General features: G+C 32.9%; 28 protein-coding genes, 1 tRNA gene and 1 pseudogene. 12 read left to right on the top strand and 18 right to left on the bottom strand.

The features are described from left to right. Window positions 1-18: 18 nt before the first annotated feature. The 3 genes from J3U00_RS06045 to J3U00_RS06035 all read right to left on the bottom strand — a co-directional run bounded on the left by J3U00_RS06045 (window position 19) and on the right by J3U00_RS06035 (window position 1,019). The gene (locus J3U00_RS06045; RefSeq protein WP_267331878.1) at window positions 19-213 is read right to left on the bottom strand and encodes a hypothetical protein; all 195 of its coding nucleotides are present in this window, start codon (window positions 211-213) and stop codon (window positions 19-21) included. Window positions 214-290: 77 nt separating this feature from the next. After that, the gene (locus J3U00_RS06040; protein ID WP_267331877.1) at window positions 291-425 is read right to left on the bottom strand and encodes a hypothetical protein; all 135 of its coding nucleotides are present in this window, start codon (window positions 423-425) and stop codon (window positions 291-293) included. A gap of 9 nt (window positions 426-434) precedes the next feature. Beyond that, the gene (locus J3U00_RS06035) at window positions 435-1,019 is read right to left on the bottom strand and encodes a phage antirepressor N-terminal domain-containing protein (RefSeq protein ID WP_267331876.1); all 585 of its coding nucleotides are present in this window, start codon (window positions 1,017-1,019) and stop codon (window positions 435-437) included. Window positions 1,020-1,330: 311 nt separating this feature from the next. On the opposite strand from J3U00_RS06035, the gene J3U00_RS06030 reads away from it, so the two are divergent. Both J3U00_RS06030 and J3U00_RS06025 read left to right on the top strand, forming a co-directional pair. Then, window positions 1,331-1,534 carry a hypothetical protein gene (locus J3U00_RS06030; protein WP_267331875.1) on the top strand — a complete coding sequence of 68 codons (204 nt, stop codon included), beginning with the start codon at window positions 1,331-1,333 and terminating at the stop codon, window positions 1,532-1,534. A gap of 15 nt (window positions 1,535-1,549) precedes the next feature. Next, window positions 1,550-1,840 (top strand): hypothetical protein, encoded by a 291-nt coding sequence (locus J3U00_RS06025; protein ID WP_267331874.1) that lies wholly within the window; start codon window positions 1,550-1,552, stop codon window positions 1,838-1,840. 48 nt (window positions 1,841-1,888) lie between these two features. Here the strand turns inward: J3U00_RS06025 and J3U00_RS06020 are convergent, their stop codons facing one another. From J3U00_RS06020 to J3U00_RS06000, 6 genes and pseudogenes are all read right to left on the bottom strand, one after another. Then, the gene (locus J3U00_RS06020; protein ID WP_267331873.1) at window positions 1,889-2,164 is read right to left on the bottom strand and encodes a hypothetical protein; all 276 of its coding nucleotides are present in this window, start codon (window positions 2,162-2,164) and stop codon (window positions 1,889-1,891) included. Between the two features lie 320 nt (window positions 2,165-2,484). Next, entirely contained in the window at window positions 2,485-2,844 is a 360-nt protein-coding gene (locus J3U00_RS06015; RefSeq protein ID WP_267331872.1) for a hypothetical protein, read from the bottom strand. Continuing rightward, window positions 2,841-3,281 (bottom strand): D-Ala-D-Ala carboxypeptidase family metallohydrolase, encoded by a 441-nt coding sequence (locus J3U00_RS06010; RefSeq protein WP_267331871.1) that lies wholly within the window; start codon window positions 3,279-3,281, stop codon window positions 2,841-2,843. Before J3U00_RS06010 ends, J3U00_RS06015 begins: the two co-directional genes overlap by 4 nt. Further along, window positions 3,281-3,589: a phage holin family protein gene (locus J3U00_RS06005; RefSeq protein WP_065563004.1), complete on the bottom strand. Its 309-nt coding sequence runs from the start codon at window positions 3,587-3,589 to the stop codon at window positions 3,281-3,283. The genes J3U00_RS06010 and J3U00_RS06005 overlap by 1 nt, the downstream gene beginning before the upstream one ends. A gap of 204 nt (window positions 3,590-3,793) precedes the next feature. Further along, window positions 3,794-3,952, bottom strand: a pseudogene (locus J3U00_RS11655) (endonuclease); the annotation flags it as partial. 61 nt (window positions 3,953-4,013) lie between these two features. Next, window positions 4,014-4,841, bottom strand: a complete 828-nt coding sequence (locus J3U00_RS06000; protein WP_267331870.1) for a hypothetical protein — start codon at window positions 4,839-4,841, stop codon at window positions 4,014-4,016. A 332-nt stretch (window positions 4,842-5,173) separates the two neighbouring features. Here J3U00_RS06000 and J3U00_RS05995 point away from each other — a divergent pair, with 332 nt between their 5' ends. Next, window positions 5,174-5,320: a hypothetical protein gene (locus J3U00_RS05995; RefSeq protein ID WP_267331869.1), complete on the top strand. Its 147-nt coding sequence runs from the start codon at window positions 5,174-5,176 to the stop codon at window positions 5,318-5,320. A gap of 211 nt (window positions 5,321-5,531) precedes the next feature. On the opposite strand, the gene J3U00_RS05990 is transcribed toward J3U00_RS05995, so the two are convergent. Together J3U00_RS05990 and J3U00_RS05985 are read right to left on the bottom strand one after the other, a co-directional pair. Further along, complete coding sequence (locus J3U00_RS05990; RefSeq protein ID WP_267331868.1) at window positions 5,532-5,981, bottom strand: hypothetical protein; 450 nt, start codon at window positions 5,979-5,981, stop codon at window positions 5,532-5,534. A gap of 651 nt (window positions 5,982-6,632) precedes the next feature. Next, window positions 6,633-6,706, bottom strand: a tRNA-Cys gene (locus J3U00_RS05985). Window positions 6,707-7,094: 388 nt separating this feature from the next. Between J3U00_RS05985 and J3U00_RS05980 the strand changes: the two genes are divergently transcribed. The 7 genes from J3U00_RS05980 to J3U00_RS05950 all read left to right on the top strand — a co-directional run bounded on the left by J3U00_RS05980 (window position 7,095) and on the right by J3U00_RS05950 (window position 12,279). Further along, window positions 7,095-7,391, top strand: coding sequence for a DUF6694 family lipoprotein (locus J3U00_RS05980; protein WP_220225993.1), 297 nt, complete (start codon window positions 7,095-7,097; stop codon window positions 7,389-7,391). Window positions 7,392-7,591: 200 nt separating this feature from the next. Then, entirely contained in the window at window positions 7,592-8,443 is an 852-nt protein-coding gene (locus J3U00_RS05975; RefSeq protein ID WP_065734047.1) for a MurR/RpiR family transcriptional regulator, read from the top strand. 197 nt (window positions 8,444-8,640) lie between these two features. Then, window positions 8,641-9,072, top strand: coding sequence for a PTS sugar transporter subunit IIA (locus J3U00_RS05970; protein ID WP_267331867.1), 432 nt, complete (start codon window positions 8,641-8,643; stop codon window positions 9,070-9,072). 11 nt (window positions 9,073-9,083) lie between these two features. Further along, a complete protein-coding gene (locus tag J3U00_RS05965; protein WP_065563528.1) occupies window positions 9,084-9,557 on the top strand; it encodes a PTS system mannose/fructose/N-acetylgalactosamine-transporter subunit IIB in 474 nt (157 codons plus the stop codon). Window positions 9,558-9,602: 45 nt separating this feature from the next. After that, on the top strand, window positions 9,603-10,394 hold the full coding sequence (locus J3U00_RS05960; protein ID WP_065563529.1) for a PTS mannose/fructose/sorbose/N-acetylgalactosamine transporter subunit IIC: 792 nt from the start codon (window positions 9,603-9,605) through the stop codon (window positions 10,392-10,394). Further along, the gene (locus J3U00_RS05955; protein ID WP_065563530.1) at window positions 10,391-11,206 is read left to right on the top strand and encodes a PTS system mannose/fructose/sorbose family transporter subunit IID; all 816 of its coding nucleotides are present in this window, start codon (window positions 10,391-10,393) and stop codon (window positions 11,204-11,206) included. The genes J3U00_RS05960 and J3U00_RS05955 overlap by 4 nt, the downstream gene beginning before the upstream one ends. Before the next feature lie 14 nt (window positions 11,207-11,220). Continuing rightward, window positions 11,221-12,279 (top strand): tyrosine-protein phosphatase, encoded by a 1,059-nt coding sequence (locus tag J3U00_RS05950; protein ID WP_267331866.1) that lies wholly within the window; start codon window positions 11,221-11,223, stop codon window positions 12,277-12,279. Window positions 12,280-12,757: 478 nt separating this feature from the next. Here the strand turns inward: J3U00_RS05950 and truC are convergent, their stop codons facing one another. From truC to uvrA, 5 genes are all read right to left on the bottom strand, one after another. Continuing rightward, a complete protein-coding gene (truC, locus tag J3U00_RS05945; RefSeq protein WP_220225989.1) occupies window positions 12,758-13,468 on the bottom strand; it encodes a tRNA pseudouridine(65) synthase TruC in 711 nt (236 codons plus the stop codon). 16 nt (window positions 13,469-13,484) lie between these two features. Beyond that, on the bottom strand, window positions 13,485-14,306 hold the full coding sequence (locus J3U00_RS05940; RefSeq protein ID WP_065563533.1) for a pyridoxal phosphatase: 822 nt from the start codon (window positions 14,304-14,306) through the stop codon (window positions 13,485-13,487). A 73-nt stretch (window positions 14,307-14,379) separates the two neighbouring features. Further along, entirely contained in the window at window positions 14,380-14,985 is a 606-nt protein-coding gene (gene recR, locus J3U00_RS05935) for a recombination mediator RecR (protein ID WP_267331865.1), read from the bottom strand. A gap of 156 nt (window positions 14,986-15,141) precedes the next feature. Continuing rightward, on the bottom strand, window positions 15,142-15,741 hold the full coding sequence (gene plsY, locus J3U00_RS05930; RefSeq protein WP_141673967.1) for a glycerol-3-phosphate 1-O-acyltransferase PlsY: 600 nt from the start codon (window positions 15,739-15,741) through the stop codon (window positions 15,142-15,144). 43 nt (window positions 15,742-15,784) lie between these two features. Next, a complete protein-coding gene (gene uvrA, locus J3U00_RS05925) occupies window positions 15,785-18,619 on the bottom strand; it encodes an excinuclease ABC subunit UvrA (protein WP_141673968.1) in 2,835 nt (944 codons plus the stop codon). Between the two features lie 315 nt (window positions 18,620-18,934). On the opposite strand from uvrA, the gene J3U00_RS05920 reads away from it, so the two are divergent. Then, window positions 18,935-19,672 carry a cyclase family protein gene (locus J3U00_RS05920; RefSeq protein ID WP_065563537.1) on the top strand — a complete coding sequence of 246 codons (738 nt, stop codon included), beginning with the start codon at window positions 18,935-18,937 and terminating at the stop codon, window positions 19,670-19,672. An 87-nt stretch (window positions 19,673-19,759) separates the two neighbouring features. Here the strand turns inward: J3U00_RS05920 and J3U00_RS05915 are convergent, their stop codons facing one another. Both J3U00_RS05915 and J3U00_RS05910 read right to left on the bottom strand, forming a co-directional pair. Next, window positions 19,760-20,698 carry a sugar kinase gene (locus tag J3U00_RS05915; protein WP_267331864.1) on the bottom strand — a complete coding sequence of 313 codons (939 nt, stop codon included), beginning with the start codon at window positions 20,696-20,698 and terminating at the stop codon, window positions 19,760-19,762. Between the two features lie 27 nt (window positions 20,699-20,725). Further along, complete coding sequence (locus J3U00_RS05910) at window positions 20,726-21,196, bottom strand: YhcH/YjgK/YiaL family protein (RefSeq protein ID WP_065734038.1); 471 nt, start codon at window positions 21,194-21,196, stop codon at window positions 20,726-20,728. Between the two features lie 202 nt (window positions 21,197-21,398). On the opposite strand from J3U00_RS05910, the gene J3U00_RS05905 reads away from it, so the two are divergent. Next, entirely contained in the window at window positions 21,399-22,148 is a 750-nt protein-coding gene (locus J3U00_RS05905; protein ID WP_267331863.1) for a glycosyltransferase family 25 protein, read from the top strand. Window positions 22,149-22,270: the final 122 nt, after the last annotated feature.

The following is a 22,270-nucleotide window of genomic DNA, read 5'->3' as shown; positions in this document are numbered from 1 at the left end:
ATTTTAAATATAATTAAATTATTCATCACCAGCCTCAATAAGCGGCAAATACTCTTGCCAGCGATATTCTCGTATCGGCATTGGATTTGAATTCTCAAAATATAAAACTAGTGCTGGTTTGATACCATTCCAATTATCGACAAACTCATATCGAGTAAGAAAACCCTCTTTTATCAATTTTTTGGCTTTAGCATGATAATTAAAATAACCCATAATTTATATTATCCTAACTATTAAAAAAGTTATAAAAAAATGGAAGTTAATCAATTCTGAATTTTAAATGACAAATCTTAATTGAAGATAGCAACGCTTGGAACTACATCGCAAAATGTTTCATAGTCCCCAAGCAAATACTCCTTAGCCTTGACTAAACATTCGGCTATTTCACTTGGGCGACCTATTTTTTTCTTTTCGCCCTTTACCATACTTATTCCTTATGCAGCTAAATGATTAACTCGTAGCCCTGTGCTAATCAATTGGTAATTAAATTTAAGTTGATGTTTATCTTTCCAAGCTTGAATTCGTGACTTGATATTCTTTTTAGCTGCTTTCCTAGTATTCATTGCCGAAGATCCTTTGCTCGCTACTACAAAGGTAACTGAATCTAATTTAGCTATTTTATGGGCTTCTAACTCGGCTAATGATAACGGCATAACATTTCTAGTAGCCTGACCTAACACCCAATAATCATATAAAGCGGTAAAACATTCTTCTTGATATTTGATTAATTTACCTCGAAGTGATTCTTTTACCTTCTCTGGGTTAATGCTAAATAACCAGCCATTTAACTTTTTAAGTGGCACACATAACATCTTGTATTCTTTACCATCCGAGGCAGTTGAGGAGATATGTCTACAACTGAATTTATCTTTTTGTGAATTAAGCTTTTTACGTTGCCATGCCCAGTCTAAACCAATACCTTCAACAATGGATCGCATTGCTACGTACTCAATGTTATTTTGTTTAACGGTAATTAATTTTGATTGATCGAAGTTTACTTCTGCTTTAATAATATTCATGGTGTTCTCCATTAGAAATGAGTTTTAGTCACACAGGGAACCAGTCCAAGAGAGGTAACCATGAAACCATCTGGCGCCCTCTAAAACTCATTCCTAAAAGACTCTTTTTTAATTATCAGTGTGAATGACGTTGATTGTAAAATAGGTGGCGGTGCGTTTTTGCACTGTTTGAAGATTTTTTAATAAATTTTAAACATAAAAAAACCGCACTAGGCGGCTTAATTTAAACTTATTGATATAACGCTCGGCATTTTCTATACTTTATAAAATTTCCGAATGGTATATAGGCAATTTAAGTGGAGCATTATATTATGGATATTGCAAGCGTAATTTTAACACTAATATCTGTTATTGTTGGTGGTTATGCAACTTATCTAGCACAAAGTAATATTGACAAAAATAATAGAAAATCAGAGGCTGGAAGTTTACTTAATACAATTAAATCTGAAATAAAAACAGCCCTTATACTAATAAAAGAAAGAGGCTTGTGGAAAATGTCTTTCAAGTGGTTTTAAATTTAAAGTGACTCTATGAAAAAAATAATTCCTGTTGTTATGATTTGTGTTTCATTCGCATCGTTTGCTAAAGTTGATGTGTCTAAAGTTTATGGGCGAATTAAGATTGTTGACTCATTCCCTGATTACAAGGTCAAAATAGTTAATTCTTTCTCTGATTTAAAAGTTCAGAAAGTCGATGCTTTTGCAAATAGTGCGGGTAGATGGCAAATTGTTGATAGCTTTCCGGATTACAAAATACAGATTGTCGAATCTTTCCCTGACTTTACTATTCAATATGTATCTAGTTTTCCGGGTGTTAATTAAAAAACCGCAATTAAGCGGTTTGATCATTTATACTAATTTTATAATTATTTACTTAGCAATTCTTTCTTGAGCCATTTTCCCTGTATATACACATATTGCAGAATTATAATTATTATAAGCAATGGCATAAGAAAAATCGCAATAATATGCTGGATACTTTGTTCCTATAGTGTCACCAGCACTACATTGACCACTACCTAAAGTTTCTATTAGTGTGTCATTATTATCTCCTAAGCAAGCTTTACCTGTTAGGCTTGTTTTATTATCACCACAACCAATTAACACAAAGCTAACAATTGATATAGCTAGTAACCGTTTAAACATTTATAATTTCCCTTTAATAGTTGATGAAAGGTAATTATACACAATTTACCGTCTAATGAATAAAAAACTATTTTATATCAATGCATCAGAATGATTAAATATACAGTTATTATTTATGACTACTCGTAAATTTTTATACTTTATGCGGTAAAAATGAATAGTTATTTATAAACCATTCCAACCATATTTATTTTCCATTGTTAATTTCCCTTATTGCCTTTTTATCTGCATTACACTTCTCAATGACATTTAATAAATGCTCGTTATATCGTAAGCTATCACCAAAAGTCATGGGATTAGGTGGTAAATTTGGCAAACAGTCACTTAATAGATTGGCTGGTATCGGTCGATTCACGTATGCCTTTCGCTCGGCTGTACAAGCTTGCAGAAACAGGCATAGGCACAAACTGCTTAGCACAATCATTATCTTTGAGTTGCTCATTAATTTGCTCCTGCCGTTCTAGTGATTGTTTTTCTAGTTCACGTTTTAATAATTCGTTATCTGCGATGATTTGGTTGTTTCTAGATATGGTTTGCTCTAGCTGGTTAATTTGATTAGTTAGCTCGGCATTGGCTTCTTTTAACCTCTTTTTCTCCTGATAATTGTTGTAGCCAAAATAAATAGAGAAAACAAAACCAACAATAAGCAATGCTATGCTTAATAACTTTTCTTTACTCATAACAAACCGTTCTTATAAATCGTCTTACCGCCTTGCTTAACAGCAGTCAAAACTATCTGACGGTTACTATTTTGGCTAAATCCAATATGTACCCACTGGTTGTGCTCCTGGATAAGTTTGTCGAATTGAACACCAGCATCAATCAATCTTTGACATATTTCTTTAGGTGTACCATACGGTGAATGAAAATCGACAGCTAACCCCTGTGTATGCGCACTGGTTGACACTCCGCCTACTCTTGCATTTAATGCGGTACAACGATAACCAGAGGTAATAATTATCGGCTTACCCGGTGCTTTTCTAACCATCTCTAATTTGATAGCGGTCAGTTGTACATTTGGCATTAAATTTTGGGGTACTGAATTATCAATTTTTAAACGACTAGCAGTTGATGAACGTGTAAATTCTTCTAGAGTGAAATGTTCAGTTAATTTCATTAATCGTCTCCTTTAGCTTTTCTTATTAGCCGTTCTTCTAATGCTTTTATTAGAGCTGCTCCAGACCAGCCAGCTAAACCAGCAATACCGCCTGCTAATTCAAAATCCCAGTTGAAATAACTTGCGGCTAATACAACAAGCGTTCCAGCAAATATCGATATAAATATTTGCGCAAATAACACCCAGATATTGAATTTATTGCCATTTAGAAACTGATAGCAATAACTTGATAGAGAACCAAGCAAAGTGACGAAAAATAAATAAACTACAACTGTCCAATTGACGTTGTTAGGGTCTTTTATCGGCATGTTTAAATCTTCTTATTAAATGAGAGGTAGCGTACTAGCTAATGTTTAGTTATGTGTGTGTCTAGCATTGCTACCGATTATGTGATGAGTGATGAGTTAATACTCAATATTGATAATAAAAAATACAATCAGCGTAAATATAGTGTTTTAATGTGTGTTAATGCTGATTGTAAAACATGCATAAAAAAACCGACGAGAGTCGGCTTAATTACATTGTTGAGTAACGAATTTGTTATCATTACCCTGAATTTGTTCTATTAGTTTGTGTTCAGAATCAGATAAATTCACATTGTATTTATCTGACATATAGAAATAAGTACGAGCTATAACGCCACGGATTTCGTTACGAGGCTGAAATTTTCTATCTTTTTTATAAGTCCATTTATGTAAAAAATTCTAATTTCTTAACTCAGACTAATATATTTTATTGTTTTGGGCAACCGCTCTTATCCATATGAATTACAAACGGCTTTTCATCTTCAATAGAATATATATAAGACACTCCATTAGGAAATATCATTTTTAATTGTTGGAGTATTTTAGGTTTTGATTCATCTATATTACAGTATTTATCAACTGCTGATACTTTTAATAAAGCTTTAAGTATTTCATCACTAAAGTTATCTTTTGTATATTTTTTCACGCTTATTTTAAAGAATAATTCATTATTTTTTTTATAAACATCTTGCAATATAGAATATTCATCTAGATCCTTAGGAATTATTTTTTTAAAGGTTTCTATTATATTATCCTGTAATAAATTCAAATCGGCTTGAAGTTTTTGCACATCAATCTGATTACTAAAAGGATTTTCTTTGTAATATTTACAAAAAGGCAAAGTATCTTTATTGGTAGTATTAAGGTAATTAATTTCTATTTTATTGTAAGAATAACCTGGCATGTCATAGATAAGCTTTAATGCGGAATTTTCTATGTTCTCAACTTTTAGCTTACTAACGAATCCATCTTTAATTGATAATTGCCCTATGTATATGATTCCATCTTCTATTTTATATTGTTTAATAGTTTCGCCATTATATAATGCTTTTTTTGCATCGTTATCACAAATATACGACTTTAAAGTAACTGTGCCATTATCGTAAAATGTGACAATATTAGCTTCATAACCAATTTCATACATATTCCATTTACCAATAATTTTTTCTTTTAATTCTTGGTCTGGTAATTTCTGTTTATCCGCAGCAAAAACAATACAAGGAATAATTAAGAGGATTAATAATATTTTTTTCATATCCATTACCTTTAGGACAATTATACCTAATGATAACAAAAATAATGTAGAAAACTATGTGAAATATTTAACTTTTTTAATAAATAATGTTGACTTTTATTGTAGGGTACCCTGCAATGATAATCATCAAGTAAGGGACTTGATAAGGTAACCCCCGACCTAAGACGAGGGCAAATAAGGAGAGAATAAGATGCGATATATCTTATTTCTCTTGGTGTTAGTAATACTGCTGGTGTCTTTACCAGTTTATTAACATCAATCGAAGGTGGGGTTGCACCCCCACCGACGACCTTAAATATAACAATTTAGCGATTTAAAATCAAGGTGATTGCATGGCATTAACAAGAGCTGAAATAAACGAACGCAGTAATGAAAAGCGTGGTATCAAAAACAATGCTTTTAAGTTAAATATAGATGATATTGCAATGATTAAGCAAACAGCTATAGACTTAGGTTTATCTGAAGCAAAACTTGTTTAGGCAATAAAATTTTACCGAGATAACAAAAAAGCCTCTTAATTGAGGCTTTTAAATTTAATTATTAATAACAAAAAAGCCCAACTATTTATTGAGCTTATATTTTATTCGTTCTGAACTGTATCTAGGCATATTATCCGTTTAAATGTTTAAACAGTCAAGTGCTTTGTTTTCTAAACTACCTACTAGGCGGTAAACTTTTTTTGGCAGTCAATTATTTTATTCTAGTGCAGATTCTTTCTCTTTTTGTTTTAGATTTAGTTACCTCTCCACTCGTATCTGGGCAAGCAAAAAACATCTCCATTTCCCAAGTAAATTTATTGCCTGAATTTTTAATCAGGTTTCGATTTATAGTGTATTCACAATCTCCTTGTTTTCCTTGAATGGTTAAATTTTTATAAATTTTATCTAAGTCAACCTCAGTTGCTTCTTCATTATTCGTTTTTACCATTAAAACACCATCAACAATTTTGTAGATGTGTTTAAATTGTTCACTACTCTCTAAAGAATAGTCATCATATTCTTTAAATTTTGGGTCGTAATTACTATCATATTTTTTTAAGCTACAATCCCACTTACCAACCAAATACTCTTTAGTAACTTTATCATCACCACAGCCGGTTAAAATGAATCCTATCAACCCAAGCAATGCAATTTTTTTCATACCATCTCCTTAATTTTTAGGTAATGGTATGTTATTTAAAGGGTTGGGGCAATAAAAAACCCGCCGAAGCGGGTTGTTAATTTTTAATTGTTTACATTGTTAAACGTTAATCCCTGTGCATACAGGGAACACATGATTAGATTCTGTAACTAATTTAAACGCTGCGGTTTATCCCTATGTATATAGGGAACACTTCAACGGAATTCTATGCCGGCTGATATTGTTCGGTTTATCCCTATGTATATAGGGATAAACCCTTATTATAACTTATTGTTTATTAATTAAAATAGCAAGGCATAAAATTCTACCAATTTTTTTGATGTTTTTTTAATCAGATGACACTTAAACCTCAACCGGTTAAATCTATAATTTTATCAATGTGTTAAATGAAATTAATAAAGAGTTTTGTATACTACCCGTTTTTGTGGTTTTTGTTGGTACCAAGCAATATTTTGTTGGTTAATAGTTCATAGCCTATAGTAAGCTCACGAACATCTAATGTCGCGTTACTTTTATCTTTGATAATTTTAAACATGAAGAAAAGAGAATTTTAAAAAACTTCTTGTGGATTGGATACATTAACCCAATACTATTAATAAAAAATTTAGCCTATATTGTTTTATAAGCAAAATAAAATTCTTGGGATTTTAATGGAGGCGCGTCCCGGAGTCGAACCGAGGTAGACGGATTTGCAATCCGCAGCATGGCCACTCTGCCAACGCGCCGTAGAGGTCTATCTGAATAGGTGGCAAATATTAGCATTGGCTTACTCTATCGTCAAGGTTAAATAGGTTATAAATACAGCAGTCGTAGCGATTATTTCAATTGTCCTATATTTAGGACATTAATAAAAAATTTAAAAGCACCTACGTCAAGATAAATTATTGCAAAAAAAGTTGAGGAACGGGGTTTTTGAGTTTAAAAATCGACTTTATCCGTAAAAAAATACCTTTTTATATACCTAGAAATAAAAAGAATATAATTCGTGTTATAGATTCCAACTTTTTAAAATAATATTTATTTTTGTATAGAAATTGATTTATCACTTGATAATTGACCGTATTTAGTATAAAAATAGCGCTGCATTTAACAATATATTTTTAAGGAAAGGAAATGTTCAAAAAATTACTAGCTGTATCATTATTAAGTTTTGTCCTAGTTGGTTGTGGTGACGATGGACCTAAAATTGATTTATCTACTCAAGAAACTTATGCAACTTCTATTCAAAAAGCTACTGAAAAATTAAGTGACTCTGATAAGCTTGCTTTTGGACGAGCAGTAACTAAAGTAGCTTCTACTGCTGCACTTAACCCAGCTAATGCTGGCGATCAAAATAAAATCTTTACTGAAATGAAAAATAAACTTGATGGAAAAACAGCAAAAGAAATTATCAGTGAATTTGATAAATAATTTTCTTTTATTACACTAAAAACCCGCTTTTGCGGGTTTTTTTTATGGAAAAGTCTAATATTATTGAATCTTTTTTATTATTGATAGCAACTAATAGGATTATGTGAAGTAAATTTGATTAATAAATTATAAAATTATTTTTAATTTCTAAAACGAATTTTATATACTTGCTTCACTAAAATAGTTTTTTGAGGTATGCAATGATTGAACTAAAACTCAGAGAAGTAAAAAAAGACTTATCAACTAAGGAGTTAAAAGTATCCGAATATATTATTGCAAATACTCAAGCGCTAAAAAATATGAGTATACAAACCTTAGCAAAACACAATCATGTTAGCACAACGACTATTTTACGACTTTGTAACAAATTAGGTTATAAAGGTTTTAGTGATTTTAAGGTCGATCTTATCGGCTCAATTCCTCAAAAGCTTAGTACTGAAATTCTTCAAGATGATATTAATTTGAATGACTCTCTTGAGGAAGTAAATAGCAAAGTTCAAGCTATGGAAAAATCCTCTATAGACGAAACGCATTCCATTGTTAATACACATGCATTAAACAGTGCCATCGAATTAATAATCAAAAGTAATAAAATTGTGATATTTGGCGTAGGAAGCAGTGGCTTGGTTGGTAAAGAGTTTGAATATCAACTAATTAAAATCAAGAAAGATGTAAATTGTCATTTTGATGCTCATATTTCACGTAGTTTGATCAGCACGTTAGACAAGAATGATCTTGTTATTATTATTTCGCATTCTGGTGAAACGCCTGAATGTGTAGATTTACTTAAACTTGCTGGACAATCATCAGTCCCTTCTATTGCTATTACTAAAATGGGACAAAGTCAAATTTCATCATTAGCCTCTTTTGTCTTACATACGACATCTATGGAACACGCTTCTAGATTGATTCCTGTTCGTTCCAAAATTTCACAAATATCAGTCATTAATATGTTGTTAACTAACTTATTTATTCGTAAATATGATGAAAGGTTACTACAGCAAACTCAAAATCGTGAAAAACGAAAATATCCTCGATATACCCAGAAGTAATAACAAATTTACCAATCAAATAATCTCATCAAGTTGAAAAGTCATTAACTTAAACTTTTCCTTTAATAAATTTGATCTTGTTCACAAAATTATAAAAATTTCTTAAAAAATGGATGACTATTTTTAAATGTAGATGTAACTTTATTACTAAACATGCTTATATATTTAGTAATAAAGTTACAAATAAGGAAATTTTTATGTCTAATCCTTTACCTATCATTTTAGCAAGTCATGGCCCTTTTGCTCAGGGTGCACTTGAATGTGCACAGATGCTTATGGGCGAGCAAGAAAGTATCCACATTATTTCAGTTTTAGTTGATAGCAATATCAATAATTTACGAGAAGAAATGCAAAGTAGTTATAAAAAACTTAATCAAGGCAATGGAGTAATTATTTTGGTTGATATTATGGGAGGAACTCCCTGCAATCTTGCTAGCGAATTACTGATATCCCATGATGATGTTTTACTATTTTGTGGTTTTAATATTCCCGTACTACTTGAAGTTTTAAACAATCGAGAAGGAACATTGAACGATGCCAAACAAGCTATTGAAGAAGCATTTCCTCAAAGCTGTAAAGACGTTAGACAACTGCTAAATATTAAAAATGAAGAAGTTAATGAATTGTAAGGAGAACACCAATGCCAATTAATGTAGCACGAATCGATGACCGATTAATTCATGGACAAGTTATTACTACTTGGGTGAAAAACTATGATATCGAGCAAGTATTAGTCATCAACGATAAAGTTGCTGATGACAAAGTTCAACAATCAGTATTAACCATGTCTGCACCGCCAGGATTAAAGGTTTTGATCTTTGGAGTACAGCAATTTATCGAAATCTTAAAAAAGACACCTATCAAAAAAAGAACAATGTTACTGTTCACCAATAGTATTGACGTTGATGCATTAGTGGACGGTGGATTGTCACTGGAAAAACTCAATGTAGGTGGAATGAGAATGCAAGATGGTCGTCATCAATTATCAAGAGCGGTGTCTGTCACACCAGAAGAAGAACAAGCGTTTAGAAATCTCATTGCAAAAAATGTTGAAGTTGAAATTCAGATGGTGCCTAAAGATCCCATTGTCGATCTAAAAACCCTACTCAGCTAACACTATTTATTAAAACATTTATTTCTATAATTTGGAGGTTAACTCATGTTAACACAAGCTATTCTTGTCGCCATTTGGGCGGGAATTTGTTCACTCGATGATGTCGGGCCACAAATGTTACGTCGGCCTTTATTAACCGGTACTGTAGCAGGCATCATCATGGGTGATATGGTTCAAGGATTAGCCATTGGTGCAACACTTGAACTTATGTGGATGGGCGTTGGAAATGTTGGAGCTTACTCAGCGCCAGATATTGTTGCTGGTGCAATTATTGGCGTTTCATTAGGTATTTCAACTGGCGGTGGCGTTGCCACTGGAGTTGCATTAGCCCTACCCGTTTCAATACTTTGCCAACAATTACTTATTCTATGGCGATCATTTGCTTGTTTCTTAAATCCATGGGCAGAAAAAAGCATACAAAATGGAGATTATAAAGGACTAGTTAAAGTACATTATTTTTCAACACCTATATGGTTTTTAATTAGAGCTGTTCCATGCTTTTTAGCAATTTATTTTGGCAGTGATCTGATTAAAACAATTTTAGACGCTATTCCAAAGAATATAATTGATGGTATGGGTGTCGCTTCAAAATTAATCCCAGCAGTAGGTATTTGTATTTTATTGTTGATGTTATTAAAAGGCTCAATGTGGTTCTTCTTTTTACTCGGATTTGTTTTAACTAGTTACCTAAAACTACCAATCATACCAGTTACCTTTGTTGCACTTGCCTTTGCTGTCTTATATGACATGGCATTCACCGCGGGCAAAAACAATAATCAAAATAATCAAGAAAAACCTATGCAAAATGACAGTATTGAAGAGGAATATGACCTATGAACAATGAAAAGAAAATTACTAAAAAAGATCTTAATAGTGTCTTTTGGAAAATACAAACAATCCCTTTTTCATTCAACTATGAAAAATTACAAACGATTGGATTTGCTCACTGTATGATTCCAATTCTAGACCGTCTTTATAAGGACGCCGATAAAGAAACTCGCGTTAGAGCAATGCAACGCCATTTTGAGTTTTTCAATACGCAAGTTAATGCCGGAGCATTAGTTCTTGGCGTTACAGCTGCTGTCGAGGAGAAAACAACGGAAGAAGAAAAAGATGCGGTCATTTCGCTAAAAGCTGGATTAATGGGCCCGTTTGCAGGTTTGGGTGATAGTCTACTGAAATTTACTTGGATGCCGATATGTGGAAGTATTGGCGCAGCTTTTGCGTTACAAGGTAATATCATTGGACCCATATTAATGTTTTTCATCTATAATTTAGTCAACATTTTTACAAAATATTTCTTTGTTCATTATGGATATAACAAAGGAATTGATCTTATAGAACAATCTAAAAATTCAAATATTATTCAGCGAATTAGTAACGTTGCTAATGTCGTGGGCGTAATGGTGCTAGGATCGTTAATAGCCTCAACAGTAAAAGTATCAACACCTTATTTAATTGAAGTTGGTGAGCAATCAATAAAAGTTCAAGAAATGTTTGATAAGGTAATGCCAAATTTATTAACGCTTCTTTTTACCTTAGCTGTATTTTTCTTAGTTAGGAAATTTCAAGGTAAATATACAGTATCGCTCATTATTGCTGTAATGGTAATTGGAGTCGTTCTTTCATCAGTCGGCATATTACACTAGGTAGGAAGAAAGTTATGTTAGAAAAAAATAATGAAATATCAGTAATTAGGAATAAGCAAGGAAAATTAGAAGTTACTTTTAATAGTGATAAGCCTGCAGATTTATATTGGACAACCGAAGCTGATGTAAATACTAATAATAAAACGCTAATTGGAAAAGCATTAAAATCCCCAGTAATATTTGATGATCCATTAAACGCTAAAAGCCGAATCTATCTCATATTACAAATAAATGACCAAAAACCATTTTTATTTGGCGAACGAACATTACCAATCAATGGACTAAATAATTTCCGTGATTTTGGAGGTTATGTCGGTGCAAAAGGAAAACGTATAAAATGGGGAATGTTGTATCGTTCTAATCATCTTCATGGCCTAAAACCTGATGCACAACAATATATAAAAGCATTGAATATAAAAACAATCATTGATTATCGTTGTGAAAATGAGGTTAAAACAAGCCCGAATTGTTCAATTGGTGAAAGACAAACTTTTAATTTGGATGCCTCTGCTCAAACAGCAGAATTAGCTGCACAATTTGCAGCTGATCCAAGCAATGAAGATCGGGCATTAATTGAAAGTGTTCTTCGTGATATTCCAAAGGAGTTGGTTAATGGTGACGGTATACAAGTACTTGAGCAATATCGTAACTTTGTACTAAGTGAAAAATCTAAAAAAGCCTATCGAGAAATGTTAAGAGTAATTTTAGATTCAAATAACAGCCCTAGCCTTCAACATTGTCGAGGCGGTAAAGATCGGACGGGTTATGGTGTATTGTTAATTCAAGTTATGTTAGGTGTATCTGAATCAGATATTATATATGATTATATGCTAACACATGATAATCGATTGGAACGCAATAAAATAAAAATGGCAGCTTATCGAGAAATCACTGATAATGAAGACGTTTTGGGTTATCTACTAAGTTTAATTGATACCCGAGAAATCTTTATTAATGAGGTTTTCGATACTATGAGAAAAATTGCGGGCTCACCTAGCAATTACATTAAGCAAGAACTTGGTTTTACCGATAAAGATTTCGAAAAAATGGCGTCTATTTATCTCGAAGCTTAATCATTCAGTTAATAATTTAAAAGCGTAATTGTAAAATTGCGCTTTTTTCAATTTAAACAAATTATTGAAATTAATTGTAAAAACATGAAGCATAAATAAAAAGTGCTGAAAAACTTTAAAATGAGCTTTCTACTTTTTCCACTGTTCAACTAAATCTAATTAATCTAAGTATAATTTTCGAAAGTACAAGAAAATCAATAATCACCACTTATCAAAAGATGTCAGATGTATTTCCATGCTGAAGTGAAATTGAATTTATATTCAATAATGAAGAAAAATTTTAAAAAACTGATGATTATAAAGCTATGAATCCATTACTATATTTGATTAAATTCTTAATCTAATGCTTTTAATTATTTTTTGAAGCATTAATTGAGACAAAGAATATACCCATCATTAATAATGCATAACGCTGTAATGTTTATCATGCTAAATGACAAAAACTAATATTGTTAGAAGACATTTAACCCAAATAAACTTATTTAAAATTTTGTAATATCGTTAACCAATCATCACTTAATTTTGCATGAATAGTGATAGGGGTAGATGTAATGGGATGAATCATTTTAACAGTACTAGCATGTAACATCAGGCGCTTAATATCAAAATATTGACTAAAAGCTCGATTTTGATGAAGATCACCATGTTTACTATCACCTATGATAGGGTGAAAAATATGTTTAAGATGACGACGTAATTGGTGCTTTCTTCCTGTTTGTGGTTTTAATTCAACAAAGCTATATCTAGCTGTTTTATATTTACCCACTTCAATAGGCAACTCTATTTTACTCAAACCTTTATAAAAAGTTATAGCATCTTGGGCCGGCTTATCTTTACGAGTAAACTTATCAGCGATTTTATCCAACTCTTCAACTAAGGGATAATCAATGATTGCTTCATCATCAACATAACCACGTACAATAGCATGGTAAACTTTTTCTATTTGTTTGGATGCAAATTGTTCAGATAACAATCTTGCAATCTCACTTGATAAAGCAAAAATTAATACACCTGATGTTGGTCGATCAAGACGGTGGATGGGATAAACATGCTGTCCGATTTGATCGCGCAACGTTTGCATGACAACGACAGTTTCATTTTTATCAAGCCAGCTTCGGTGTACTAACCACCCTTCTGGCTTGTTGATTGCGATTAAATCATTATCTTGATAAAGAATTTCAAAGACCATCTTAAAATTAATATTTCTAATTTAAAAATATTTTTTCAAGTTCAGCAGCAATACTTGGGCTGTTATTATCGCCAATTGAATAATTGGCTTTTTCTTTGACTTCTTTATCCGCATTACCCATTGCTATGCCTAATCCTGCTATGGATAACATACTGATATCATTGTAACTATCACCAAAAGCTACAATTTCACTTAATTTGATATTTTCATGTTCAGCCCAATGCTTTAATCCGTTTCCTTTAGTATTCCCTTTTACCGCCACATCAGCACGATTTGACCATGACCATTCACAAGAAAACTCTCCAAGCGCATCAACCGCATTTGAAAATTGTTTTAATGCTGAAATATCATGACTACTAGTCGCAAATTTGAAAATCAAATTTGCTTGATCAATCAGTTTCTCGAAGTCATCAACTTTTTTAACTTCTGGTTGTAGAAATTCAGGTAAAGACTTCACCCATTGAAAGAAACCTTCTAAATGATCATCAAGAACTTCATAATTCATAAACTGATCAGTATAAATCATAGTATGAATGCCATATTGGTTAACTAAATTTAACAATGTCTTTGCTTGTTGTTTAGTCATTGGTTTTGCAGCAAAGTTTTGCTGCTTTTCGAAATCGTATAAATAGGTTCCATTACAGCAAATCGCAGGTGTAGATAATTTTAGTTGGTAGTAATAAGGGTGAATCACGGTATGATGACGACCTGATACCAAAATAACTTTAATTCCTTTATCACTAATTCTTTGTATCATATCTACTGTTTCAGGAAGGATTAAACGATTACTACCAAGTAACGTACCGTCCATATCAAATGCGACTGCTTTATATTTCATAAGATTTCTCTTCCTCTTTCTTCTTAATACCCATTAATAGCTAATAATCTGATTGTTGGTAAATTATCAAAAGCTAAAAATCTATCTTTTGTCGCCCAACAAAGGAATGTGACAATGTCGTACCATCAACCATTTCAAGCTCTCCACCCACTGGTACACCGTGCGCAATGCGAGTCGCAACGATATTAAATTCATTACACATCTGGGCGATATAATTGGCGGTAGCATCACCTTCAACCGTGGGATTGGTAGCTAAAATAACTTCACTAATTGATTCTGAACTTAACCTACTTTTTAAAAGGTCGAGACCAATATCACTCGGACCAATACCATCAAGTGGTGACAGATGCCCCAGTAAAACGAAATAACGACCACTATACTGCCCTGTTTGTTCAATAGCAAAAATATCTGCTGGTGATTCAACCACACAGAGTTGATCGCTACTTTGCCGACGGACATTCGCACAGATATTGCAGATCTCCTGTTCAGTAAAGGTTCGACATTGTTTGCAATGACCAATATTATTCATAGCCTCATTTAACTCATGAGCTAAATGGAGACCAGCTTGACGATTACGTTGTAATAGATGATAAGCCATTCGTTGTGCTGATTTTGGACCAACTCCAGGTAAGCAGCGAAGTGCGCTAATAAGTGATTCTAGTAACGGACTGATTTGCATGAATTAACCACATAATTAAAAGATGAATAATAATACCTTGTTTGAATTGTCTGTAAAACAAAAAATATTCTATTACTATAATTTAAAAATAATTAATCTTTCATATATCACTAATAACCATTAGTAACTGAAAATTAAGCTTAGTTGTGTTTTAGATTATTTTTTACTGCGACGATAAAAGCTTTTGGGCTCTTCGCCTTTTAATAGGCGCATTATGTTGCTACTATGGCGAATAATGATTAAGCATGAAAGCATTGTAACAGGTAATGTTAATTCTGGTTTAAATAACCAAACATATAAAGGTGCAAAAAGAAAACCGACTATTGCCGCCACAGAAGAATAACCCGTTGTAATTAATGTAAAAAACCAAGTCAACAAAAAGCAACCTGTAAAATCAAGTCCAATCGGCGCCATCATTCCTAACGCAGTTGCAACACCTTTTCCACCACGAAAATGAAAAAAGCATGGAAAAATGTGTCCAAGACAAGCCGAAATACCAATAATACCTAAAAAGAAAGGTGATATTCCTAGTCGATAAGCAATATAGACCGGAATAGCACCTTTTAACATATCAAAGATTAATACAAAAACAGCAGGTAATCGCCCATTAATCCTTAATACATTTGTCGCACCGGGGTTATGAGAACCATATAAAGAAGGATTATGTAACTTCATCAAATGGCAAATTATCATAGCACCTGAAAGTGAACCACAGAGATAAGCAATAATGATCATTAGTATAATCTGTAATGACAAAACCCTTCTCCTATGGTTAACTTTATTTATATAACAATTCTTACTACTTTTGCTTTTCCAGTAATGGTTTTAAGTATTTACCAGTATAAGATTTTTTCGATTTAGCAACGTCTTCTGGTGTTCCTTCGGCGATGATTTCTCCACCGCCACTACCTCCTTCTGGACCTAAATCGACAATCCAATCGGCAGTTTTGACAACATCTAAATTATGTTCGATAACTACAATAGTATTGCCTTTATCTCTCAATGAGTGTAGTTGAGCAAGCAATTGTTTTACATCCGCAAAATGTAAGCCCGTAGTTGGTTCATCTAGGATATAAAGTGTGCTACCAGTATCTCGCTTAGATAACTCTTTTGCAAGTTTTACTCGTTGCGCTTCACCTCCAGATAATGTTGTTGCTGATTGACCAATGGTAATATAAGCAAGACCAACATCAATTAAAGTCTGTAATTTGCGTGAAATCATCGGTACCGCGTCAAAAAATTCTCGACCTTCTTCAACAGTCATGTTGAGGATTTCATTAATCGACTTACCTTTGTATTTGATTTCTAATGTTTCTCGATTATATCGTGCGCCATGACACTGATCACAAGGTACATAGATATCAGGTAAAAAATGCATTTCAACTTTAATTAAACCATCACCTTGGCAAGCTTCACAACGTCCACCTTTAACATTAAAGCTAAAACGTCCAGGATTATAGCCTCTTGCCCTGGCTTCTGGTACCCCTGCATAAAGCTCACGAATTGATGTAAAAAAGCCAGTATAAGTTGCTGGATTAGATCGTGGCGTCCGTCCTATCGGGCTCTGATCTATCGCAATAACTTTATCAAAAAAGTTTAATCCTTTAATTGATTTGAATGGTGCAATTTCGGTTTTTTCAGCGCCATTTAATTCGTTTTGAGCTAATGGATATAAGGTGTCATTAATTAATGTTGATTTACCTGATCCAGAGACGCCAGTAATACAAGTAAATAGCCCTACAGGAATGTTTAATGTGACATCTTTAAGATTATTTCCTGTCGCGCCAATCAATGATAACATCTTTTTCTTATCAACTTTATGACGTTTAGCTGGGATCTCAATTTTCTCTTTTCCAGAAAGATATTTACCAGTCAAAGAGTTCTTACTTGCCATAATCTGTTTTGGCGTACCTTGAGCAACAACTTCACCACCATGGACACCAGCGCCTGGTCCAATATCAATCACATAATCAGCAGCCATTATCGCTTCTTCATCATGTTCAACAACAATGACGGTATTACCTAAATCGCGTAAGTGAGTTAATGTATCAATCAAGCGACTATTATCACGCTGGTGCAAACCAATTGATGGTTCATCGAGAACATACATAACACCAACAAGCCCCGCACCAATCTGACTAGCAAGTCGAATTCGTTGTGCTTCCCCACCGGATAAGGTTTCAGCCGAACGTGACAGGGTTAAATAATTCAAACCAACATTAATTAAAAATTGCAGGCGATCATTAATTTCTTTTAAAATCTTTTCGGCTATCTGCGCTCGTTGTCCAGTTAAATTAAGCTTATCAAAAAAATCTTTGGCTTGTTGTGTGCTTAAATCACTAATTGTTGGTAAATTAGTATCATTAATAAACACATGACGCGCAGTTCTACATAATCGTGAACCGCCACAACATGGGCAAGGACGATTACTGATATATTTAGCTAACTCTTCACGGATAGTTTGTGAATCAGTTTCTTTATAACGACGACTAAGATTATTGATGATCCCTTCAAAAGGGTGATTACGTTTAACGACATCACCACGATCATTGGTATAAACGAACTGTATTTCTTCATCACCAGAACCATTTAATAGAATATCTTTTACTTTGTCAGATAATTTTTCATATGGCTTATCGATATCAAATTTATAATGGTTTGCTAACGATTTTAACATTTGAAAATAGTAGAAATTACGTCTATCCCATCCTTTGATCGCTCCAGCAGCTAAAGAAACTTCAGGCATCTGAACAATACGCTTTGGATCAAAATATTGTTGTACACCTAAACCGTCACATTCCGGACATGCACCAGCAGGATTATTGAATGAGAATAATCGCGGCTCAAGTTCTGGAATGCTATAACCACATATAGGGCAAGCAAAATTGGCAGAAAATAGATGCTCTTCTGCTTTCGGATCATCTAAATTCGCGACTTTGACAATACCATTAGTTATGGAAAGCACTGTTTCGATTGATTCGGCTAAACGTAATTTCAAATCATCCCGAATTCGGAAACGGTCAACAACGACTTCAATTGTGTGTTTTTTCTGAAGCTCAAGTATTGGTGGATCTGAAAGGTCATAAACATCACCATCAACTCGAACTCGAATATAACCACTTGCTGCAAGTTGTTCAAATAATTTAACGAACTCACCTTTACGCTCAGTAACAACCGGCGCAAGCAACATATAGCGGTTTTCAGATGGCAGAGCCATAATACTATCAACCATTTGCGACACAGTTTGCGCAGCTAAGGGTAAATTATGATTTGGACAGCGTGGCTCACCGATTCGAGCAAATAAAAGTCGCAAATAGTCATAAATCTCAGTGATTGTTCCCACTGTTGAGCGAGGGTTATGCGATGTTGATTTTTGCTCAATCGAAATGGCAGGAGATAATCCTTCAATATGATCGACGTCAGGCTTTTCCATTAGTGATAAAAATTGACGAGCATAAGCTGATAATGACTCAACATATCGCCTTTGGCCTTCAGCATATAAGGTATCAAATGCTAATGATGATTTACCAGAGCCGGAAAGACCGGTGATAACAACCAATTTATCTCTTGGTATAACTACATTTATATTTTTTAAATTGTGTGTTCTTGCACCACGAATATCGATATCTTTAATTGACATAGATCTCTTCTTATGTGTGTTTTTAGATAAATAAAATTAACTGTATATTATACCAGTATCAAGTGATTAAATATACAACTATATAGCTCAATAGGGTCTATTAGCAGAAATTCAATAATATAAGCCAAAATTGTCAATTAAATAGCACAAATTAAGCATTTTTACCCCTCAAAAACCCCGTTCCTCAACTTTTTTTCAAAATAGATTAGAACTAAAAGTTATATTTCTATAACTCTAAATTATTGGTTTCTTGAATTTAATCATCTTACAATAAATCATTGATACACTTTTTTGATATAAGGAATAATTTTGAATAACGACGTTTTACAAGCATTAAATTTATTAAAATCGAAAAAATGGATAGATTTGACTCATGCATTTGATCACAATTCGCCCCATTTTTTTATGTTTAAACCGGCTGAAATAAAAACACTATTTGACCACAGTGATGGCTTTTTAGCGCAAAACTTTAGTTTTGCTGGTCAATATGGTACTCATTTAGATGCGCCAATTCATTTTGTTCCTAATACTCGTTATTTGCATGAACTTGAATTACAGGAATTAGCATTACCTCTAATCGTAATTGACCAATCTATACGAGCAAAAGAAGATCCCAATTTTTCTTTTTCTAAAGATGACGTATTAGCTTTTGAAAAGCAACATGGGCAAATTGAAGCGGGTAGTTTTGTTGCACTGAGAACAGACTGGAGTAAGAAATGGCCATCACAATCTGCAATGGAAAATAAAGATGAGGATGGAAACAATCAAATTCCTGGCTGGGGACTTGATGCATTAAAATTTTTATTTGAAGAACGAAAGATTAAAGCGATTGGCCACGAAACTTTTGATACCGATTCAGCGAAAGCATTTCGAGAAAATAATGCACTAAAAGGCGAATACTATGTTTTAGAGCAAGATACTTATCAAGTAGAATTAATGACAAATTTAGATCAATTGCCAACCAAAGGCGCGGTTATCTTTAATATTGTAGCCAAACCAAATAACGCTTCGGGTTTTCCAGTACGCTCTTTTGCAATACTACCGTAATCTATTTTGCCTAAAAATCGATATTGAATATTTTTAGAGCCAAATTATTCTGATAGAAAAAACGGTCATTACTGACCGTTTTATTTACTAATCTTCAATTAGTTTTGGCGTAGCATCCAAAGGAATAATAGCACCTCGATACTGAATCACGGTACCGGCAACTAGGTGACCTTGACTTGCTGATTGTGATGGATTTTTGCCACTTAAACGTGCAGCTAAATAACCCGCACTAAATGAATCCCCAGCTGCCGTGGTATCAATAACATCATCTTTAGCAATTTTATTTGCTGGAACGTCAAAACGCCCTTCCACAGAATCAATAATACAACTATCGCTACCACGTTTAATGACTACTTCAGAAACACCAAACTTTTTAGTTCGTTCAATTACTTGTTCGTACGGTAACTTGCCCCATAATAAGTCTTCATCATCTAAAGTCAAAAACGCAATATCAGTAAATGATAAAATATCAGAATAGACACTTCGAGCCAAATCCAAGCTACTCCATAAACGTGGTCTAAAGTTATTATCAAAAATCACTTTACCACCATTGGCTTTAACTTGTTTTAATAGATCTAATAATTTGATAATACTTTCCGCATCTAAAATTGCAATACTGATACCACTCAGATAGACATAATCGTATTTAGCAATTTGATCAGCAATTTTTGCTGTTTCAGCTGTTTTTAACCAAAATTTAGCAGCTGCATCATTACGCCAATAATAGAAAGAACGCTCACCCTGTTCATCAGTCACAATAGAATAAAGTCCTGGCATTTTATCAGACATTCTTTGTACCAAATCAGTTGAAATATGCTCTTTTTGCCAGCTATCAAGCATCTCTTGACTGAAAGGATCAGTTCCTAAACCAGTCACATAATGAATCGAAAAATCTTTATTTTTTAATAAACGAGATAAATAAACCGACGTGTTAAGAGTATCTCCCCCAAAGCTACGGGTTGTTGAATCTTGTTTTATTGAAAGTTCAATCATACATTCGCCAATAACAGCGATTTTTGTTGTCATAGTGCTACCTAAAATCCTTACTTCTATTTATAAATAATCTAATGCGATTTTTACCACAACTTTACGAACCGTTGCAATCTTATTATCGACAGCACAAAGCGGTTTATGTACTTCATTAGGTAAAAATACAATAAAATCGTCTTTCTGTAATACTAACATAGTTTCTTCGTTAGGTGTTTTGATAAAAGCGATATCATTTTCTGCTATTTTATCTTCTAATACTTGTGTATGAGGAGGTAGAGTGGAAACAGCCATTCCTTCTTGACCATCTAAAACAATCTGCACATCAATATACTTTTTATGGTACTCAGGGTTTGCTTCATGAATATATCTTAATGAATTGTCAGAAACCATAAAAAACATATTATCGCTGTCAATATCATAACGACCAGCTGGTGTATTGCTATTAACGTTGTCTTTTACATATTCAATTGATTGTTTAATCTTGGTAGGCAAATAAGGAATTAAATCCAAATGATTAACATTACCTAAAATCATACTTAACGGTCCTTAATTTCTCAAATGAGGTAATAACTTAAATTAGCTTTATCCGCTTTTATCAATAGCGAAGAAACCTATATAAAAAGAAGTATATACTTAAGTTAGTCATTTTTGTAGATCATTTAGCAATAAGTTTTTAAAGGTTTTTATGTTGTAATTGACATGCTATACTTCAAAAAAATCATAAAAAACTGAAAAAATGAAAACATTTGTAATAAATTTAGAAAGAGAACCCCAAAAAAAACAATATATACAACAAGAGTGTCAAAAATTAAAGCTTGATTTTGAAATTTATAATGCAGTCGATGGAAGTAAACTGACAGAATCATTCATTAAAAATAATGTTCTTGATTATCCAAATAATTTTTTAACTAAAGGTGAGATTGGCTGTGCACTTAGCCATTTTAATATCTATAAAAAAATTGTTGATGAAAATCTACCTTATGCTTTGATTCTTGAAGATGATTCAGTCCTATCTAACAATCTTCCTGATTTTTTAAACAGCTTTGAAACGAAAAATACCAAAAAAGGCATTTTTTTATTAACCGCCGACTTCCATTATCTGATTAATAAAAAATATAAATTAGATAATTTCGAACTTGTTGAAATTACTCGCGCCGTGAGAGCCAACGGTTATATCATTACTAATGACGCTGCAAAAAAACTAATAAAATTCTTATTTCCTATTCGTTATGAAGCGGATATGTTCAAAGTTTTTAAATTATGTGCCAATATTAAATTGTATGCTACTTTACCGGCGTTAATAACAAGTAATGATGTATGTTCACTAAACTCATCAATCCATAATGAGCGAATACACCAAATCAAACAACGTTCAGAGTACAGAAAAAAATTATTTAAAAAAGACAAAAAGCAAAGACGGATCGCACTATGGTTTTGGAAGCACTTTATCAATCGTTTTGAAAAAAACAAATATTATATCGATTAAAGTAAGCATCACTTTTCTGTTATTTTTGATTTATATAAGATTCATGAAAAGATATTTTTCTTAATTAATACAATTAAGGTATTTATTTTTATTAATCGAATACGCTCAACCAATGAATACCA

This window comes from Gilliamella sp. B3127 (assembly GCF_026536935.1).
Lineage (GTDB): Bacteria > Pseudomonadota > Gammaproteobacteria > Enterobacterales > Orbaceae > Gilliamella > Gilliamella apicola_E.
The sequence above is the reverse complement of the archived record's forward strand: the minus strand, read 5'-3'. Positions and strand labels throughout refer to the sequence as shown.

What these genes read in the sequence shown, in the direction of transcription:
- J3U00_RS06000 (WP_267331870.1), bottom strand. Translation starts at nt 4,841, where the DNA reads ATGAAAAAAATATTATTAATCCTCTTAATTATTCCTTGTATTGTTTTT.
- J3U00_RS05955 (WP_065563530.1), top strand. Translation starts at nt 10,391, where the DNA reads ATGAACAATGAAAAGAAAATTACTAAAAAAGATCTTAATAGTGTCTTT.
- J3U00_RS06025 (WP_267331874.1), top strand. Translation starts at nt 1,550, where the DNA reads ATGAAAAAAATAATTCCTGTTGTTATGATTTGTGTTTCATTCGCATCG.
- J3U00_RS05910 (WP_065734038.1), bottom strand. Translation starts at nt 21,196, where the DNA reads ATGATTTTAGGTAATGTTAATCATTTGGATTTAATTCCTTATTTGCCT.
- J3U00_RS05995 (WP_267331869.1), top strand. Translation starts at nt 5,174, where the DNA reads ATGGCATTAACAAGAGCTGAAATAAACGAACGCAGTAATGAAAAGCGT.
- recR (WP_267331865.1), bottom strand. Translation starts at nt 14,985, where the DNA reads ATGCAAATCAGTCCGTTACTAGAATCACTTATTAGCGCACTTCGCTGC.
- J3U00_RS05915 (WP_267331864.1), bottom strand. Translation starts at nt 20,698, where the DNA reads ATGACAACAAAAATCGCTGTTATTGGCGAATGTATGATTGAACTTTCA.
- J3U00_RS05965 (WP_065563528.1), top strand. Translation starts at nt 9,084, where the DNA reads ATGCCAATTAATGTAGCACGAATCGATGACCGATTAATTCATGGACAA.
- J3U00_RS05960 (WP_065563529.1), top strand. Translation starts at nt 9,603, where the DNA reads ATGTTAACACAAGCTATTCTTGTCGCCATTTGGGCGGGAATTTGTTCA.
- J3U00_RS05980 (WP_220225993.1), top strand. Translation starts at nt 7,095, where the DNA reads ATGTTCAAAAAATTACTAGCTGTATCATTATTAAGTTTTGTCCTAGTT.
- J3U00_RS05940 (WP_065563533.1), bottom strand. Translation starts at nt 14,306, where the DNA reads ATGAAATATAAAGCAGTCGCATTTGATATGGACGGTACGTTACTTGGT.
- J3U00_RS06030 (WP_267331875.1), top strand. Translation starts at nt 1,331, where the DNA reads ATGGATATTGCAAGCGTAATTTTAACACTAATATCTGTTATTGTTGGT.
- J3U00_RS06020 (WP_267331873.1), bottom strand. Translation starts at nt 2,164, where the DNA reads ATGTTTAAACGGTTACTAGCTATATCAATTGTTAGCTTTGTGTTAATT.
- J3U00_RS05950 (WP_267331866.1), top strand. Translation starts at nt 11,221, where the DNA reads ATGTTAGAAAAAAATAATGAAATATCAGTAATTAGGAATAAGCAAGGA.
- J3U00_RS05905 (WP_267331863.1), top strand. Translation starts at nt 21,399, where the DNA reads ATGAAAACATTTGTAATAAATTTAGAAAGAGAACCCCAAAAAAAACAA.
- J3U00_RS05970 (WP_267331867.1), top strand. Translation starts at nt 8,641, where the DNA reads ATGTCTAATCCTTTACCTATCATTTTAGCAAGTCATGGCCCTTTTGCT.
- J3U00_RS05990 (WP_267331868.1), bottom strand. Translation starts at nt 5,981, where the DNA reads ATGAAAAAAATTGCATTGCTTGGGTTGATAGGATTCATTTTAACCGGC.
- J3U00_RS06045 (WP_267331878.1), bottom strand. Translation starts at nt 213, where the DNA reads ATGGGTTATTTTAATTATCATGCTAAAGCCAAAAAATTGATAAAAGAG.
- J3U00_RS05975 (WP_065734047.1), top strand. Translation starts at nt 7,592, where the DNA reads ATGATTGAACTAAAACTCAGAGAAGTAAAAAAAGACTTATCAACTAAG.
- J3U00_RS06015 (WP_267331872.1), bottom strand. Translation starts at nt 2,844, where the DNA reads ATGAGTAAAGAAAAGTTATTAAGCATAGCATTGCTTATTGTTGGTTTT.
- J3U00_RS06035 (WP_267331876.1), bottom strand. Translation starts at nt 1,019, where the DNA reads ATGAATATTATTAAAGCAGAAGTAAACTTCGATCAATCAAAATTAATT.
- truC (WP_220225989.1), bottom strand. Translation starts at nt 13,468, where the DNA reads ATGGTCTTTGAAATTCTTTATCAAGATAATGATTTAATCGCAATCAAC.
- J3U00_RS06010 (WP_267331871.1), bottom strand. Translation starts at nt 3,281, where the DNA reads ATGAAATTAACTGAACATTTCACTCTAGAAGAATTTACACGTTCATCA.
- J3U00_RS06005 (WP_065563004.1), bottom strand. Translation starts at nt 3,589, where the DNA reads ATGCCGATAAAAGACCCTAACAACGTCAATTGGACAGTTGTAGTTTAT.
- J3U00_RS06040 (WP_267331877.1), bottom strand. Translation starts at nt 425, where the DNA reads ATGGTAAAGGGCGAAAAGAAAAAAATAGGTCGCCCAAGTGAAATAGCC.